Consider the following 18,525-nt stretch of genomic DNA (forward strand, 5'->3'; position numbering starts at 1 on the left):
GCGATGTGCAGCATCAGATTAATTTACCCTGCTCATCAAAAGCCAGCACCGCATCTGGGTTGACCTGCACGTTTATCAAGTCGCCCACCTCAACAGGGAGTTGTGCATCGCTTTGCCGTGCTTTTAAAATTTCCTCACAGCCGTTGACTTTGAAATGCACAATCAAGGTATCGCCTAAATATTCTACTAACACCACCTTCGCCGGAACACCTTCTTGCGATGCGACCAATCGGATATTTTCTGGTCGAATACCGACACTAACTGCGCTGCTACTGAGCGAGCCAAACTGATTCCATAACGAGAGTAATTCTGGTGCGCTGGAAGGAGTCGGACGCGCAATGAAATTGATCGTCGGTGAGCCCAAAAACTGAGCCACAAATTTATTGGCAGGACGACGATAAACATCCACCGGTCGGCCAATCTGCTCTACTCGACCCGCATTAAAAATCGCAATTCTGTCACCCATCGTCATTGCTTCAACCTGATCGTGTGTTACATAGATCATGGTCGTTTTTAATTGCTTATGCAGGCGCGACAATTCAATTCGCATGCTCACGCGCAAGGATGCATCCAAGTTAGAGAGTGGTTCATCAAACAAAAATACTTTGGGCTTACGCACAATCGCACGCCCTATCGCAACTCGCTGACGCTGACCGCCAGATAACTCTTTGGGGTAACGGTCGAGCAAATCGCTAATCTGTAAAATATCTGCTGCGTGCGCCACCTGTTCGTCGCGTTGCGCGCGTTTTAGGCCAGCCATTTTGAGTGAAAAACCCATATTTTCTCTCACCGTCATATGCGGATACAGGGCGTAGCTTTGAAACACCATTGCCGCTCCGCGCTCCGATGGATGCATGTCGTTGGAGCGCACACCGTCAATAAAAAGGTCGCCCGAACTAATCGATTCTAGTCCTGCGATCATGCGCAAGGTAGTTGATTTTCCGCAGCCAGAAGGGCCAACAAAAACCATGAATTCACCGTCTTCCACGGAAATATCAATGCCTTTAATAACGTCGTTATTAGCATAACTTTTGCTAATTGCTTTTAATTGAATGTGGCACATATTAGGAATGCTCTTTGCTAGAGTGACGTAAAAAATCTTGGTACCACAAGGCGCTGTCTTTCAGCGTGCGACGTTGCGTTTGGTAATCCACATGCACAATTCCGAAACGCTTTTCATAGCCGCAAGCCCATTCAAAATTGTCAAGCAAACTCCAAACAAGGTAGCCACCCATGTTGACTCCTTGCTGCATCGCTGCATGGATCGCTAACAAATGTTGTTTGAGATAGTCGGTACGTTCTAGATCGTGGATGCGATTATTAATTAGCTGATCTTTAAATGCCGCACCGTTTTCGGTTACAAACATGGTGGGAACTTGGTAGTCCTGATGGATACGCACTAACAGCTCGGTTAAACCTGCGGGATAGATTTCCCAGCCCATGTCAGTAACCGGCTTGCCGTTACTTTTAGCATCCCAAGGCTGCTCCGCGCTAATTATGGTGCGGGAATAGTAATTGATTCCCAAGAAATCAATCGGCGCTGCGATCAAGTCTAAGTCACCTTGCAGCACCGTTGGCGCATCAGCACCCAAATGGCTCCACACGTCGGCTGGATAGGACTTTTTAAATAGCGGGTCCATGTACCAACGCAATAATTTGCCATCTTCTAAACGCGCTTTGGCGTGATCTTCCGCACTCGCCGTCACGGCGTGCATGGGCGATAAATTAAGTGCGATTCCAAGCGGATAGGCAGCCCCAGCAGCACGCAATGCGCGTACTGCTAGACCATGGCTGAGTAATAAATGATGCGATGCTTGCGCTGCGATAGCGCGGTCTTTCATCCCGGGAGCAAAGATGCCCAGCTCATTACCCAACGTCGCCATAACCCACGGTTCGTTATGAGTAACAAGAGAAGCAATCCGATCACCAAAGCGCGCGTGTATCAATTGAGCGTATTCCACAAATCGTTCAACGGTTTCACGATTAGCCCAGCCGCCCTGATGTTGAAGCGCGGCAGGTAAATCCCAGTGATTTAATGTTACATAAGGCTTGATACCGCGTTTTAGCAAACCGTCAAACAGCCTGTCATAAAATGCCAATCCCGCTTCATTCCACTGACCCGCACCCGTTGGGCGCACCCGCGGCCAAGAGATCGAAAAACGGTACGCATCGACGTTTAACTGCTCGATCAAATCCAGATCGGTTTCCAATAAATGATAGTGGTCACAAGCAACATCGCCATTGCTGCCGTCTGAGATCGCCTTCGGTATCTGACAGAACTCATCCCAAATTGACGGGCCTTTACCGTCTAGCTTGGCTGCACCTTCAATTTGAAAAGCGCTGGTCGCAACGCCCCACACAAAGTCGGATGGAAAATGGTCTTTGGCAAGACTGACCGAAGAGTTAGGCAAAGAATGGTTCGGCATAAATAATTAAAAATAGCGTAACGCGCTATTTAACTGCACCAGCAGTTAAACCAGAAATTAACTGGCGCGAGGAAATAATAAATAAAATCAAGAGCGGAATCGTTGCAATTGCAGAACCCACCATCAGCGCGCCCCACTCGGTATTCACCGGACTTTGCAACTTACGCAATGCCAGCGGCAGCGTCGCGATTTCCGCCGAGCGCATGACGATTAATGGACTAATAAAATTATTCCATGACGCGATAAAAGTGACTAAGCCTAACGTCCCCAAAGCTGGTCTAAGTAGGGGCAGCACGATATGGCGATAGATTCCCAGCTCAGAGCAACCATCCATGCGCGCGGCTTCAATTAAGTCTTTGGGGATTGAGGTCGAAATAAATTGGCGCATCAAAAAAATTCCAAAAGCACTGGCCGCACTCGGGATATAAAGCGCGCGCGGCTGATCAATCCAACCGAGCGCATCGATAATCATAAACGTCGGAATCATGGTCATAAAAGACGGCAACAACATGGTTCCCATGACAAAACCGAAGAGCTGATTTTTCCAGCGAAAGCGGAACATCGCAAACGCATAGCCGCCCATCGAGCAAAAGATCAGCGTCAAAAAAGTCGAAAGCAAGGCCACATACAAACTCCAACCTAGACTGCTCCAGAATGGAATATGTTGCTGCATGATGTGCAGATTGAGAAAGAAATCATCACCAAAAAAGGTCGGCGGAGGCAGGCTAAAAATCTCCGTGCGCGAATGGGTAGAGAACACAAACATGAAATAAAACGGCGTGAGCATAATGAACGCGCCGATCAGCACCAATACATTAATTAGGTATTTTGTGACTTTCAGGTTGTTCATGCTTAGCCCTCTTCCCTAGTCGAACGACGTTCACGGAAGACCCAGTTAGTGGCATAAGTCAGCGCAGCAATAATGACAAACAAAATCCACGACATTGCGCTCGCCGCACCGAAATCGTTAAAGTCAAACGCCATCCGATACAAATAAATCGCGCTCGTCATCCCAGCTTGATCCGATCCACCATTGCCGTTGGTGAGGATAAAAGGCTCTTCAAATAATTGCAGTCCACCGATCAACGACAGCGTCACACCAAAATAAATCATCGGACGCAAGCTCGGTAACGTGATGTGCCAAAACTTTTGCATGCGGGTCGCGCCATCCATCGTAGCAGCTTCGTACAACTCCGCTGGGATGGTTTGCAGCGCTGCCAAATACAGAACAATATTAAACCCCAGATAACGCCAAAAAATAATCATGGCAATTGCGGGTTGCAAATGCTCTGGATTGCTTATCCAATCAATATTTTGTTGCGGGAAATATGAGCCGATTAAGGGCATGCTCGCTAATTTATGCAGGCCTTGATTAATCATTCCGTAGTCGCTCGAAAACAAGGTGCCAAACATCATGGCAATCGCGACTGTAGAGGTAATGTAAGGAACAAAATAAACGCCCACCACCAAATTACGCAGCCGCCCGAAAGAATGATGAATAAAACAGGCCAGCGGAATGGCGATTACGTGTTGCGGAATGCCAGACACCAAGGTCATCCAAACCGTATTTTTAAACGATTTCCAAAACCATTCGTCGGATAAGGCAAACGTGAAATTACTTAAACCCACGTATTGCATGGCCGACAGACCAGCGGTTGGTTCCCAACTTTGAAACGCCAAGAACAGCGAGAACAACATGGGAAACATGCCGAAAATTAAAAACAAAGCGACAAACGGCGTCAAAAAAATAATCGGCGCATAACGCTTAGGCACACGATTTTTTTTCAACCATGTTGTGACGGTAGTGAGCGAACTCATCGGAATGCTCGCTTTTCTAACAAGCGATAGGCATCATCCAAGGCGGCGTTAATATCTTTGCCTTGATCGAGTACTTTATCGAGTTCGGTGTTAATCACTTCCTCAGCAAACTTATCTTGCTTATGTACTGAAATCGCTTGGATGTGCCCTGCTGCTTCGCGCCAAATTAGACGCGCCTTTTGCCCGCCTAAAAAAGGAATCGGCTCATCAAAAAACGGATCGTTGTAAGTCGATAACAGTGCGGGAAAGGCATTTTGTTCTTTGAACGAAGCAAGTTGGATTTGCGGATTTTGGGTTAAAAACTGAATCAACTTCCACGCATTTTGTTTTTGCTGCTCAGGGATATTTTTAGGAATAGCATAAAAGGTCCCGCCAAAGCCGGCCCAACTGTGTTCGGGTAACTGCGCGGCGCGCCACAATCCCGCCGTATTGGGTGCCATCCAATTACCCAAATGTCCCGCCAACCAAGAGCCTGATAGCTGGGTGGCCAGCGTGCCGCGTTTAAAGCTTTCGGTCCATTCAGTGGACCAATGCGTCATTTTTGCGTCCAGATGATTGTCGCGCACTTTTTTGGCGATTTGAAACGCTCGCACAAAGCGCGCCGATTTAACCAAGACGTGCGATTGCGCGTCAAAATACAATCCCTCTCCCGGCTTACAACCCACCCGTATCATGGTATCGGTGACATCCTGCACGTGCGATACCAAGTAAGCGCCAGTGGCTTTTTTGATCTTGATACCGGCCTCAACAAAGCTATCCCACGAGCCGTTTAGTTCGGCTTCGGTCACGTGCGCGCGGGCTAATAAATCAGCCCGATACAGTAATGTGCCCGGTCCAATATCCGACGGAGCGGCAGCAATGGTGCCGGTTTTGCTGGTCGCCTGCGCAATGGCATACGGCACGTACAGCGCTTGATAATTGCGCATGCCATATTGGGGTGCGGCCAAATCTTCTAATCCACCGCCTTGGGCAAACCGACCGAGATAGCCAAACTCTAAGGCCATCACATCCGGCAAATGCGAGCCGGTCAACAACGCTGTCGTCATCGCGGAATGGTGATCGGCGATCTGCAAACTGACGACGTTGACATCAATATCGGGATGGATTTTTTTCCAAGCAGGGATGGCGGCGCGGACGATTTCATCCATGGCTGGAAAAGCGGCAACGGTTAACGCGGGGGACGCTTGAGTGGCATAAGCGGCACTGCATAAGCTAAGGCTAAGCCACAGCACAAGTCCGGCTAGCGCACACGTCGTCGTAATGAGCGGGCCAAACTTGCCACGCCATTGGTTTGTTCCTTGCATCGGGTCTCCGGAACGCAATAGAGTTGTCTCGTTGATTGTATTTGTGGGGCATCGGACCTTGCTGGTCGGAGTGAAAGCGTTTCCAATTGCACATAGTATCAAGCAGGCAGCAAAATTTAAACACTTTCCTCGGATTTATCCTAACCGAATGGATAGAGTTAGTAGCTTAAATAATTTTCATATTAATTTTTCACTACAAACATAGATCAAAAGCCGCCCAATACGCACCAAAGATTAACTCCGTCCGTAACAAAAAAGCCTCCGTAATGGAGGCTTTTCAATCGCGGCAAAAACGGCGTTAGAAGCTAGTTTTTAGTCCTATGCAGTTGTTGTACGCTGCGCTTATTCCGGGGCGACCACAAAAACTCATCACCATCGAAACCACTACGCTGCGCGAATCAAATCGACCGCTTTTTCCGCAATCGCAATAATCGGCGCATTGGTGTTGCCGCCGATGAGCGTTGGCATGATGGAGCCATCGACCACGCGCAAGCCGCTAATGCCGTGCACTTTTAACTGAGCATCAACGACCGCCATTGCATCTGAGCCCATTTTGCAAGTGCCGACTGGGTGATAAACGGTGTCGCTACGTTGGCGCAGAATGTGGCGGATATCGTCGTCGGTATGCACATCGGCGGTGATCACGTCCTTTTGGCGCACGTTGGCTAGGCTAGGCGCGTCTAATAATTTTTTGGTTAGCTTGTAACCTTTGACTAGCGTTTCTAAATCCTCATCCTCTTTTAAAAATCCCACGTCGATCAATGGCGCATCGGACATATTAGCGCTGGCTAAAGTAACTTGACCGCGACTCTTTGGTCGCAATAAACACACATGGCAAGAGTAACCGTGCGCCATATGCAATTTGCGTGCGTGGTCTTCGACCATACTGATCACAAAATGCAGTTGCACGTCTGGTGCGGGCAAGCTTGGATCGGTTTTTAGGAAAGCACCGCCCTCGGCAAAGTTGGTGGCAATTGTTCCGGTACGTGAATTGATGTATTTAATGATCTCGCCAGTCATCTTGACGCTACCACTCAAGGAGATGCCGATTAAGTCCAAACTCTTGGCCTCAAAACCAAAAATGAAATCGGGATGATCTTGCAGATTTTGTCCGACGCCAGGTAAATCGTGCACCAGCGGGATGCCGAGTTTTTGTAATTCAGCAGCAGGGCCAACCCCTGAGACCATCAACAACTGCGGCGAGTTGAACGCACCAGCAGACAGAATTACTTCCTTACGAGCGCGCAGTTCTTGCTTGACGCCGCCTTGGGTAAAGCTAATCCCAACGGCGCGTTTTCCTTCAAACAGAATACGCTCAACCTGCACATCGGTTTGCACATCCAGATTAGACCGTTTACCCATGTGCGGATGCAGATAGGCGCGCGCGGCGCTCCAGCGTTCGCCGTTGTTATGGGTCACTTGATAAATCCCCACGCCCTCTTGCTCTGCACCGTTAAAATCGGTGTTGATTGGGAAGCCGGCTTCTTTGGCGGCATTCAAATAGATTTGTTGAAATGGATTATTACTTTGCAGATTCTGGACATGCAACGGGCCCGCATTGCCGTGGTAACTATCTTTGATGACGGAGTTATTTTCGCTTTTAATAAAATACGGCAGCATGTCGTTGTACGACCAACCGACATTACCCAACTCAGCCCAGTGATCGTAATCAATCCGATGACCGCGGATATATACCATCGCGTTAATCGCGGATGATCCACCTAAACATTTACCACGTGGTTGGTAGCCGCGCCGCCCATTTAATCCCGGTTGGGGCACTGTTTCATAAGCATAGTTATTGATTTTGGTCGGCAGCATCGCGACCGCACCAACTGGGGTTTTGACTACCCAACTATCGCCCTTGCCACCCGCCTCTAGTAAGGCGACCGTGGTCGATGCATTTTCTGTTAAACGCCCTGCAATCACGCTGCCTGCCGAACCACCGCCGATGACGATGTAATCAAATTCTTTCATGCTCATTATTGTCTCCTCATTTTTATCAATAAATACTGTGTCAACAACTGCTTTTCAATAACCCGTTAAGTTTTTTACGATCGGTTTTGCTGCTGAGCCGAATAATCTGCTTAGTAGGTTTAGCGCTACCGCATCCATTCCGACTCGCCAAATGACTTTGTTTCCGTGCGCGGCTTTCCATACCGTTTGCGCGACTTGGTTGGCTTCAATTTTGACGCCTAACTTTTGCACCGAAGCGGCTTTCACGCTCGCATTATTGACCATGGGCGTATTCACGTAAGGAGCAATAATTGCGCTAACTTGGATGCCTAATGGTTCAAACTCGATATTGAGCGCTTCGGTTAAACCTTTGACGAAAAATTTGCTGGCGCTGTACACCGCATGATCGGGCGAGCCATATTCGGCTGAGGTAGAACTCATGTTGACAATATGCGCGTCGGGGGTGTTTTTGAGCAAAGGCAATGCGGCGTCGATACAGTACAGCACACCTTTGATGTTGACGTCCATCATGCGATCAATCAGCAGCGGGTCAATTGAGGAGTGCGGCCCCATTTGCAACAGGCCAGCGCAGTTAAACAGGCAATCCAATTTACCTTGGGTTGCGCTGCTCGCAGCAGCCATTAGCGCACTTGCGCCGTTGCGTGTGCTGATATCGGCTTGGATGGCAACGATCTCGTCACCCAACTCAGTTTGTAATGCCTTGAGCGCAACTTGATTAATATCGGCGGCAATGATTTTCCATCCGTTGGTATAAAACAGCCGAACCGTTGCCAATCCTATGCCTGAGGCCGCGCCAGTGATAAGGATAGTTTTGCTTGTTTTCATGCTGGTAGATGCGAGAGTCCAAATTGCGCCATCGCGCGGATGGCGAGCTTAGCAGAACGTAAATACAGCGTTTGCAGGTGGAACACATGCCACCTTTGCAGATGACATTCCAAGCGACACGATACGCCCGCTTGGTTTAACTTCTGCTCCAGTTGCAAAGAATCGTTGAGCAAAATTTCTTCCTCACCGACTTGAATCAATGTCGGCGGCAAGCCCCTTAGGTCTGCCGTGAGTGGAGAGAATTCCGAACCGCTTGGCGCGTTCAGCCAATTCACTCCTTGTGTCAACCAGCCTTCATTAATCATCGGCTCACCACGGCCACCGAACAGTTGCTCTTGCCGCACTGCTAATCCGTCTGTCACTGGAGAAATCAAGGTCAGGCACGCCGGCTGTGGGATACCGAGTTGTTTCAAACGCAGCGCTAACGCGATTGCCAAAGAGCCACCCGCCGAATCGCCCGCGACGATGATGTTTTGCGGCGCATAACTTTGCCTTAGCAATTCTTGGTAAGCCACCACCGCATCGTCTAACGCGCTGGGATAGGGATGTTCGGGTGCTAAACGGTAATTCAGAATCCAGACCGGCAAGCCACTTTCAAGCGCGAAAAGACTGCACAGGCTGCGATGCGTGAAGTGATTCCCTAAACAAAACGCGCCGCCATGCAGGTACAGAATCACGCTTGTGGCACTGGCATTATGTGAGCTAACGATTTGAATATTAAGTCCATTTACGTCTAGGCTGCGTCGGCTTATACCTAATCGTCCGGGCATCAACAATGACAGCATGTGCACCCAACGGCGTTGTGCTTTAACGCCTAGGCGCGGCCCGATTGCGGATTTAAAGGTGAGTCGTAAAAAGCCGCGCAAAAAGGCAGCTTGACCATTTTCAATGATGCCAGAAGGTGGTTCGATTTTGACTATCATGCTGCTCCTCGCAATGTCACTCCAGATGAAGATGAAAGCCGATACCCCTCCAAACTGCGGCGCTTAGTAATCCAACGGTAGCTAATGGTAAATCCAGGCCAATTAGTGCTGTTATAGCCACGGCCATCGATATACCAACTCTGGCAGCCAGTCCAAACGGTATGCGCTAAATTCTTTTGTACGGTGGTAGCGAAATGCTCATATTCATTGGGCTGCACTTCAATCACGTTGGTCTTGGTTTGCTCCATTTTTTTAATACACCGCATCACGTGAGCAATTTGGCTCTCGATCATAAAGACTATCGAGTTATGTCCAAGATTGGTATTGGGGCCGTACAACATGAAAAAATTGGGAAACTTTGGCACTGTAATCCCAAGGTAGGCTTTAGCACCATCGGCCCAAGCAGTATTGAGATCGATGCCACCAACACCTGTAATGGTCAGAGGAGCTAAGAACTCGGTCGCTGCAAAACCGGTGCCGTAAATCAGCAAATCAACGTCATGCGTTTTACCGTCCTTAGTCTGCACGCCGCTAGGCGTAATGCGGGTGATATTGTCGGTCACGAGTTGGACGTTAGGACGATTGAACGCTTCAAAATAATTACTGGAAAGCAGAATGCGCTTGCAGCCGATTTGATAATCGGGCGTCATTTTTTGGCGCAATGTTGGATCGGCTATTTGGCTAGCAAGGAGACGTCGAAAAGGAATTCCCACCGCGAATTTCATCAAGCCTTTAAAGCGTGTAAAAGCGATGGCGCGCGATTCGTACTGCGTGTAGTAGGCCAAGCGTTGCAACTTCATCAGAATGGGAAATTGGCCAAACAAACGCTTTTTCAATCCGCTGTTGGCGCCATCTGGGCGCGGCATGATGTAAGCCGGGGTGCGCTGAAACACGCTCAGCGATTTCACCCGCTGAGCAATCGCGGGCACGAATTGAATCGCGGATGCGCCGGTGCCAATGACCGCGACCCGCTTATCGCTTAAGTTGATCGAATGATCCCATCGTGCGGAATGGAAGCTAGGTCCATTGAAACTCTCACGCCCTTCGATTTTGGGGAAGGCAGGCTGGCTCAATTGCCCCATTGCTGTGATCAACATACGACTATACAAGACTTGGCCGCTTTTTAATCTGACCTGCCAAATCTGTTCGGACTCGTTAAAGCTGGCGGCGCTGACCTCCGCGCCGAAGTTTATGTGTTGCCGCAATCGGTAACGCTGGGCGCAGTCCTTTAAGTAGGCATAAATTTCGGCTTGCGGGGCAAAAGTTCTGCTCCAATTGGGATTGAGGTAAAACGAAAAAGAATATAAATGCGACGGCACATCACAGGCCGCGCCGGGATAGGTGTTCTCGCGCCACACGCCGCCGACATCGTGCTGCTTTTCCAGAATCACAAAATCATGGATGTTGTGTTTCTTGAGCGCGATTGCCATCCCAAGTCCGGCAAATCCCGTCCCGATGATGATGGCTTTTTTGATGGTTTTTATTGGTGCTGCTTGCTGTAAGGATTGCTCAATACTTTTAGCCGTATGTGTCATTACAATTCGTCTCCTTGAGTCTTATTATGATCTAAGCAAATCCTAGTCCTAAACCTGAATTTGAAAAGTCACCTTTTCGGCAAAATAGTTTTAAGTATTGTTGTATAGAAACCCCGATCTGCGAATGTTGTTTTAGGCCAGATACATTAGAATATAGGCCACCTACAACAAGTTTTTGGCGGCCAATGATGAGCATTTTGGATTTCACCCGCAGTGCAGCAAGTATTGCCCTGCAGGTAGAAATGGGTAAAGAGCATGGCCTAGATTCGCATGAATTGCTGCGAGGCAGCATGGTATCGATCAGCCAGCTTAGTGACCCAAATACTGAAGTTTCGGCCGCCCAAGAAATTCGCGTCACCAAGAATTTACTCAAGCTCTCCAAAGCCAAACCATTACTTGGCCTGCACCTTGGTCAACGCTACAAACCGTCGGTGTACGGCATGTGGGGATTTGGCTTGATTAGCTGCGCCACGCTGGGTGACGCAATGCGCCATGCGATGCGGTTTTTGCCGTTGACGTTTACTTTTTCAACGATTCGCTATCACGATGACGGACAACTAATCCATTTGCAATTCGACGAGACCACTTTTGACGAAGAACTAAAACGATTCCTGCTGCACCGCGATATGGCGGCTGGACTGGCCTTATTCAAAAGCATATTGGGCGATTCTTTCTCTTTGCACCAAGTCACTTTCCGACACAACCTCAGCCAAATTACTCACAAAGCCGAATTCGAAAAAGTATTTGGTGTAGCGCCGGTATTTGGTGCAGACACGAATTCGCTGGTTTTTGAAAATAGTTACCTAGCGCAAAAACTACCCATGGCCTACCCCACCGCCGCCACCATGTGCGATCAATACTGCGCTGAGCTGCTGGAAAAAAGGCGCTCCAAACTCGGAACGACGGCGGTTGTGAATCAATATTTAGGGATGAACTTGTATCAAATTCCCAAACTGGAAGACATGGCGAACTTACTTAACACCAGCGAGCGCACATTAAAGCGCATGCTGGCCAATGAAAACACCTCGTTTCGGCAATTGGTAAAGGATTTCCAATGCTCTGAAGCGATGGATTATCTGACCAACAGCGACTTTAGTATTGCCGACATCGCGCAGAGGTTGGGATTTAGCGATGCGTCGAGTTTTTCGCAATCGTTTAAACGTTGGACGGGCGTGGCGCCGCTTCATTATAAAAACCAGCGCAGCGCGTAAAAAAATATGCCAATAGTGCTAGACAGGCACTCAACTTTTTTACCAATTTGCGCCAACAATACCGATTTAACATCGTAACTATTTAAATAAGATCGCAAACTTTGACCTATAATTGCTGCAAGGAAATTAGGTTATAAATATCTCAGCGAACCCGCAACAACCTCGCTGCAATTAATCGTGGCCGACTACATCAACGTCGCTTTTTTCATTAGGCGACTCGGCTAAGCACGCATATTTCAACCAGAATTGACGCTCTATCCAATGACTCAAACACAATCGCTGCTGTATTTACTGAGCATGTTTATTCCCTTGTTTACTGGGATCGCCATGCTGATTGTCTGGAATTTTGATCGGTCACAAAAATTCGTGCGTGACTTTGCGTTTTCCACACTTGCTACAGCGCTCTTCACACTTGGTTTCCTGACCTACTTACAAAATGTCCCGCCCGTGCGGTTTGGCGCGATGTTGCTCACCGTGTGTTGCGCCACGTTGAATTTGGGATTTTTAATTAGCAGCATGAATCGGCTAGCGCAATTTAAGCTATCGCAAAAGCAGATCATCGGCGGTTCAGCGGTCATTTTTCTTGTGCTGATGTTTCCACCATCGCCCGGCGCATTGCTGGTCAAAAGTAGCTTTGCCCTGATCATCCAAGTAGTTCTTGGCGCTTTTTCGACCGCTCGACTATGGAGAAAAAAATCGGTTGAACGCTATCTTGGCCCGCTCGTCATTTTGCTCGGCTTATCCCAATTAATCGTTATTCTTGGCGTCTTAAAATACATCCACATCCAAGCCTTAGAAGCCGCCCTGATCCGTGTAGTAATTGGCTTTATTTTTCTGTTTTCCGCGCTCCATCGCTCCAAGCGGGAAATAAAAAAAGCGTTTGACCAATTCAAATTAATGACCGAACAATCGCCGCAAGGCGTGCTGGTTTTAAACGACCAAACGGTGCTGTATTCCAACGTCGCGGCGCAAAAAATCTATGGCTGCACAAGTACCGCCGAATTAAATCAGGTTAGCCAAAACGAGCCGAGCAGCCCAATCGATAGCAGCGAATTCCACTATTACTATCAAAAGCTGCAAGAGCAAAAAATGGATACCGCCGTTTGGGGTGAGAAACATAAGCGTGCGGATGGAAAAGTTCTCAGCCTGACTTTTACGGCTTGGCTCATCGAATGGGAACATCAACTTGCGGCGCAGATTCTGATCACGGATGAAACCGACTTAATCAATTCCGCCATGGCCTTGTCGTACCAAGAAACCCATGATGAACTCACGGGCTTAGCTAATCGGCGTATGTTAATTCAACAGCTCCATCGATATTGTTATATGGATGAGCATCACGCCACTTGCATTCTGACCATCTTAAACATCAATCGCTTTAAATTATTTAATCAGGGCCAAGGGCATGTTATCGGCGACCAAGTATTGCTGGAGCTGTCGCGCAAATTAAGCGCAGCAGTCGGTGTTGAGACCGAAGTCATGCGTATCGGCGGCGATGAGTTTGGCTTGATTAATATCAGCGTGTTCGATATCGAAAAACTCAATGCTAAATTGATCGAACTGTGCAAACAGCCCTTGCAAATCGAAGGTCGCCACTATTTTATTAGTCTGGCGATCGGCCAAGCGATGTATCCCGTCAATGCGCGCAATGCCGATGGATTGCTGCGCGCCGCTAACGCCGCCATGCATCAAGCCAAAAAAATTCCCGGCACGTCTATCGTCATGGCCGATGCTAAATTTGAAGAGTCGCTCAGTCGCGCAATGGAGCAGGAACAAGAGTTAAAAAACGCCATTATTAAGCGCGAAATCACGCTTTTCTATCAACCCAAAGTTGACGCACTCACCCACCAATTAATGGGTTTTGAAGCCTTAGCACGCTGGATAAGACCGGGCAAAGGCAATGTCAATCCAGCCGAATTTATCGCGGTGGCGGAAAAAACAGCGTTAATTAATGATTTGGGCAGCATGTTATTAGACGAGGCTTGCAGCCAGATCGCGACGTGGTATCACCAGTTCGGCGATTGCGTTCCGGTCGCCGTCAATGTGTCGCCGATCCAGTTACTAGACCCAAACTTCTCCGAGCTGATTCGGGATGTCATCGCCAAGTTCAATATCCCACCACGGTTGCTCACATTAGAAATTACCGAGAGCGCCGCCATTAATGACCTCGATCAAACCCAGCAGCAAATCAGTCAATTGCAACACATGGGAATCCACGTGGCGATGGACGATTTTGGTACCGGCTATTCATCGCTAAGCATGTTGCGCCGATTGCGGGTGCAGACCTTAAAGATCGACCGCGCGCTGATTGATCCGCTGCCATCACAAGAAGCAACCGCTATCGTGGTTTCTATCTGCCAATTAGCCAAAGCGTTAAACATGCATGTGGTCGCTGAAGGGGTAGAAACCACCGACCAATCGGAAGCCGCCCGCAAAGCGGGATGCCATGAACTCCAAGGCTACTTGTTCGCCAAACCGTTGCGGTACAACGAGGCAGAGGCTTGGTTGGCGCATCGCTTTGATGCACTAATCGATCAGCCTTAAAGGCCAACACGAGAACATCAGCGCCAGCATACGACCGTATATTCACGCACCAACACTCAAAACCGGCCCACTTAACTTGTGCGCCTATCTAGTCGGCGGAGCGCAATAAGCGCTCAATATCCCCGCATCTTTTCACTCTTCTATTCTGCAATCGGCTAAATATCGTCAGCACTCCGATTACAACTCTGGTTGCAGCGACGATCGTCGATGGATACTGAATCAAAACACTCGCGTTTTTAAAGGCAATTTAAAGCGCTTTGGCTCACGCAAAAATATTTACGTACAGCTACATTTTTAAATGTAGTTTAACTACTTTTAAATAATGCCTCATTTTATAAGCAATTGATTTATAGCGATTTAATTAAATTAAATTCTGAATTGTGAAATTTATTTTCAATTTTATGTATACATTTAATTTAGTTTAGCTACATAATAAATTACGAGATTGATTTTTTAGGACTCAGCTCGTCGGCGAATTAGTCGCCAAAAAACAAAAAACACTTATAAAAAAATTCGGAGACAATGATGGCGATTTATTCAAATCAGCAAGGTATTGCTTCGTCCTTTGGCAGCCTATTTGCCACAGTATTTAGGACAAAAATCACACAAAAACGCGTTGCCCTTATCGCGCTAACTTCTTTCACTCTGCTACTTAGCGCCTGCGGAGGCGGAGGTGGTGGCGGAGTAGGAGTATCAAACTCAGGTGGCGGCGTAGTCACGCCCCCACCCGCTCCAGTGGCCGACACCCCGCCTGCTGCTGGCGTAATGCGCGTGCATTTTTATCGTAGCCAAGGCGGTGAAGCGAGTTGGGGCGTCTATTCGTGGCAAGGGCCAAAAGTGCCTTCAAGTGGTTGGCCGGGAAGCCCATTTTTATTCACCACCGCGGATGGCGATGGTTGGGGTAAACACGTCGATATTCCAATGGACACGACCCAAACCCAAATGAATTATCTGATTTCCAGTCCCAATGCAGCGGGAACTGATGCAGCCAAAGATTGCGCCAGTGGGAACAATACGACGGTCAATTTAAACGCCAACCTAGCAACCGCCGGTCAAGAAATTTGGGTGGTATCTGGCGTATGCACAGCCTATTCCACTGAGCCACCTAAACCAGCGGCATTTAATTTCTCCAACGCCCGCGCAGTGTGGCTGACATCGGATACCTTTGTTTGGCCTGGCGCGTCCAGCACAGCGCAATACCAATTGACAACCGCGCTCAACGGCGGACTAACGGTCAGTAGCGCAGGAGTTGTTAGCGGTTACGATGCGCAATATCCACTAACCGTCGTTGCAGCAGGTTTTAGCAGCTTGCCGAGCGCGGTGCAAACAAAGTATCCGCAGTATGCCAGCGCCACCGTATTGAAATTGTCGACCGCATTAACTGCAGCACAAATCGCGACAATAATTACCGGTGAAGTCGCCATTGTCCAATCATCCTCTAGCACCACGGCGACGGACGGCACTCAATTGCAGCTAGCACCCTTACTCGATAGTATTTATTCACCGACTCAGCAGAGTGCAGCACAAACTGCCAACCTTGGCGTGACCTTTGCCGCTGACGTACCCACATTTAGCGTGTGGGCACCAACTGCCAAGTCAGTCACATTAAATATTTATCCTAATGCGACCGCCACCACCGCATCAGCAACACAAACAATGACCTTAAACCCAGCAACTGGAATCTGGAGCTATACCGCACCAAACACCAGCTGGACTAATTCGGCCTATTACACCTATAGCGTAAAAGTCTATTCAATGTATGCTGCCGGTGGCACTGTTGTGACTAACACAGTGGCCGATCCTTATTCAGTCTCCTTGAACGGATTAGACCTCACCAATCCTGGCAACCATCATTCCATGGTGTTGAATTTAGCGGACTCGGTTGCCATGCCAACGGGCTGGAATGGGCAGACATTACCTGCGACACTGGACGGCACTGATAGCGCAATTTATGAATTACATCTGCGCGATTTTTCCGCTAGCGACTCCAGCGTTAGCAGTGCTGCAGCGGGTAAATTTGCAGCCTTTGCTAGCGCAAATAATTCCGGCAATGGGATGATGCATTTGTCGGCCTTGGCGCAAGCGGGTTTAACGCATGTGCATCTATTGCCAGCGTTTGAATTTGCGACGGTCGATCAACTACATTGTTCATCACCAACCATTAGCCCAGCCATCGGCGCGGCGACGAGTGCCGCGACCGCCGTGGTTGCAGCACAAAAGAGCGACTGCTTTAACTGGGGCTACGATCCACTGCTTTATGGCGCGCCGCAGGGAAGCTACTCAAGCAATCCTAACGATGGCACAACCCGAGTGCGTGAATTCCGCGATATGGTTTTAGGCTTACACAGCATCGGTCTGCGCGTAATTATGGACGTGGTTTATAACCACACCACAGCTGCCGGCCAAAATACCAATTCGATCTTAGATCAAATTGTGCCGGGCTATTACTACCGTCTTGGCGCTAGCGGCAATCCGAATACTGCTTCAGGTGCCGGACCGGATTTAGCGACAGAAAATGCGATGACTGAAAAACTGATGATCGACACCCTCGCACGTTGGGCTAGTCAATATAAAGTGGACGGATTTAGGTTTGACATCATGAGTTTGATTCCGAAACAAGTCATGCTCGATACCCAAGCTGCATTGAACCAAGTCGCATTAGCCGACGGTCGCCGCACAGCAAATGGACCTGGCATCTACCTTTATGGCGAAGGCTGGGGCCAATCTGGTTTGAGCTTTGTCAATGCACAACAAGCCAACATGGCTGGAACCGGAATCGGCACCTTTAATGATCGCATTCGTGATGCGGTGCGCGGCGGCAGTCCATTTGATAACAGCAACGGCATGGTGACGCATCAAGGTTTTATCAATGGTCTGTGCTACGACAACAACGATGGGTCAAGCTGTAACACAACGGCAGCAAACTTGACCAGTTGCGCTAGCGGCTCACTGAATCAACAACAATGTTTGTTCATTTTGCAGAACCGGATCAGCGTTGGCTTAGCAGGTAATTTGGCAAGCTTCCCGTTGAACTCAACCACCACTGGCGCGCAAGTCGATTATTTTGGCTCAGCGACCGGCTATACAGGCACTCCGCAAGAAAACATCGCCTATATTTCGGTGCATGACAACGAGACTGTTTTCGACGTCAGCCAATATAAGCATCCAATCGCCACCACGACAGCCGATCGCGCCCGCGCTCAAGTCGTTGGCCTATCGATAGTCGCGTTAGCACAAGGCGTGCCGTTCTTCCATGGCGGCGACGACATGCTGCGCTCTAAATCAATGGACAGCAATAGCTACGATTCGGGTGACTATTTCAATCTGATCAATTGGAGCGGCTCAAACAATAACTGGGCAGTAGGTGCGCCGCCGCAAAATACGGGCAACAATGCGACCAATTTATCGACCATGACACCGTTCCTTAACAACACCGCCTTGAGTCCAGTGAGCGCCGATATTAGCAGCACGACGTTGGCCTTCCAAGATTTCTTAAGAATTCGTAAAGATAGCTCAATGTTCCGCCTTAAAACGGCAGCAGCGATTTCTAGTTGTGTGAGCTTCCCAGATCAAGGCGCACAACAAGCAGGCTTAATCGTGATGAAAATATCCGGCGCATCCGGTTGTGGTGACAGTAAATACAAGAGCATTATCGTGTTATTCAACGCGAATAAAATTGCCCAAAACTTCACATTAAGTGGCGCTGCGGGATTGACGATTAGCCTGCATCCGTTGCAAGCAAACGGAAGCGATGCGAGAGTGAAAACAGCGACGTTTAGCTCAGGAAATTTTTCAGTTCCTGCGCGCACAACCGCGGTTTTTGTGCAAAATTGACGTATTATTTGTGAGCGCGCGGCAGAATTTAAAATCAAGGATTTTAGTTATAAAAATTGATTCAAATTCTGCCGCACACGTTAATTTGATAAAAAATAAGGTGCGCCAACTCTCAAGTTTGGATGATGCTT

At 48.6% G+C, this 18,525-nt stretch carries 12 protein-coding genes; 3 read left to right on the forward strand and 9 right to left on the reverse strand.

All coding sequences use genetic code 11. The annotated features are described in order from the left end of the window. Positions 1-13 precede the first annotated feature (13 nt). The 9 genes from E2I14_RS08235 to E2I14_RS19650 form a co-directional block, all read right to left on the reverse strand. Complete coding sequence (locus E2I14_RS08235) at positions 14-1,063, reverse strand: ABC transporter ATP-binding protein (protein ID WP_133327347.1); 1,050 nt, start codon at positions 1,061-1,063, stop codon at positions 14-16. Position 1,064: 1 nt separating this feature from the next. Continuing rightward, complete coding sequence (locus tag E2I14_RS08240) at positions 1,065-2,426, reverse strand: GH1 family beta-glucosidase (RefSeq protein ID WP_133327349.1); 1,362 nt, start codon at positions 2,424-2,426, stop codon at positions 1,065-1,067. Positions 2,427-2,451: 25 nt separating this feature from the next. Continuing rightward, positions 2,452-3,276: a carbohydrate ABC transporter permease gene (locus E2I14_RS08245; protein WP_133327351.1), complete on the reverse strand. Its 825-nt coding sequence runs from the start codon at positions 3,274-3,276 to the stop codon at positions 2,452-2,454. Positions 3,277-3,278: 2 nt separating this feature from the next. Beyond that, positions 3,279-4,244 (reverse strand): carbohydrate ABC transporter permease, encoded by a 966-nt coding sequence (locus tag E2I14_RS08250; protein ID WP_165967795.1) that lies wholly within the window; start codon positions 4,242-4,244, stop codon positions 3,279-3,281. Beyond that, on the reverse strand, positions 4,241-5,548 hold the full coding sequence (locus E2I14_RS08255; RefSeq protein WP_133327353.1) for an ABC transporter substrate-binding protein: 1,308 nt from the start codon (positions 5,546-5,548) through the stop codon (positions 4,241-4,243). The genes E2I14_RS08250 and E2I14_RS08255 overlap by 4 nt, the downstream gene beginning before the upstream one ends. A 384-nt stretch (positions 5,549-5,932) precedes the next feature. Continuing rightward, positions 5,933-7,522 carry a GMC family oxidoreductase gene (locus E2I14_RS08260; RefSeq protein WP_133327789.1) on the reverse strand — a complete coding sequence of 530 codons (1,590 nt, stop codon included), beginning with the start codon at positions 7,520-7,522 and terminating at the stop codon, positions 5,933-5,935. Between the two features lie 54 nt (positions 7,523-7,576). Beyond that, on the reverse strand, positions 7,577-8,347 hold the full coding sequence (locus E2I14_RS08265; RefSeq protein ID WP_133327355.1) for an SDR family oxidoreductase: 771 nt from the start codon (positions 8,345-8,347) through the stop codon (positions 7,577-7,579). Then, on the reverse strand, positions 8,344-9,270 hold the full coding sequence (locus E2I14_RS19645; protein ID WP_227544664.1) for an alpha/beta hydrolase: 927 nt from the start codon (positions 9,268-9,270) through the stop codon (positions 8,344-8,346). The genes E2I14_RS08265 and E2I14_RS19645 overlap by 4 nt, the downstream gene beginning before the upstream one ends. After that, entirely contained in the window at positions 9,267-10,805 is a 1,539-nt protein-coding gene (locus E2I14_RS19650) for a flavin-containing monooxygenase (RefSeq protein WP_227544666.1), read from the reverse strand. The genes E2I14_RS19645 and E2I14_RS19650 overlap by 4 nt, the downstream gene beginning before the upstream one ends. A 185-nt stretch (positions 10,806-10,990) precedes the next feature. Between E2I14_RS19650 and E2I14_RS08275 the strand changes: the two genes are divergently transcribed. The 3 genes from E2I14_RS08275 (at position 10,991) to pulA (ending at position 18,394) form a co-directional block, all read left to right on the forward strand. Beyond that, entirely contained in the window at positions 10,991-12,016 is a 1,026-nt protein-coding gene (locus tag E2I14_RS08275; protein ID WP_133327357.1) for an AraC family transcriptional regulator, read from the forward strand. Between the two features lie 261 nt (positions 12,017-12,277). Beyond that, the gene (locus tag E2I14_RS08280; RefSeq protein WP_133327359.1) at positions 12,278-14,560 is read left to right on the forward strand and encodes a putative bifunctional diguanylate cyclase/phosphodiesterase; all 2,283 of its coding nucleotides are present in this window, start codon (positions 12,278-12,280) and stop codon (positions 14,558-14,560) included. A gap of 525 nt (positions 14,561-15,085) precedes the next feature. Continuing rightward, positions 15,086-18,394, forward strand: coding sequence for a pullulanase-type alpha-1,6-glucosidase (gene pulA, locus E2I14_RS08285; RefSeq protein WP_133327361.1), 3,309 nt, complete (start codon positions 15,086-15,088; stop codon positions 18,392-18,394). Positions 18,395-18,525: the final 131 nt, after the last annotated feature.

The sequence above is a fragment of the Sapientia aquatica genome (assembly GCF_004358105.1).
In the GTDB taxonomy this organism is placed as follows: Bacteria; Pseudomonadota; Gammaproteobacteria; order Burkholderiales; family Burkholderiaceae_D; genus Solimicrobium; species Solimicrobium aquaticum.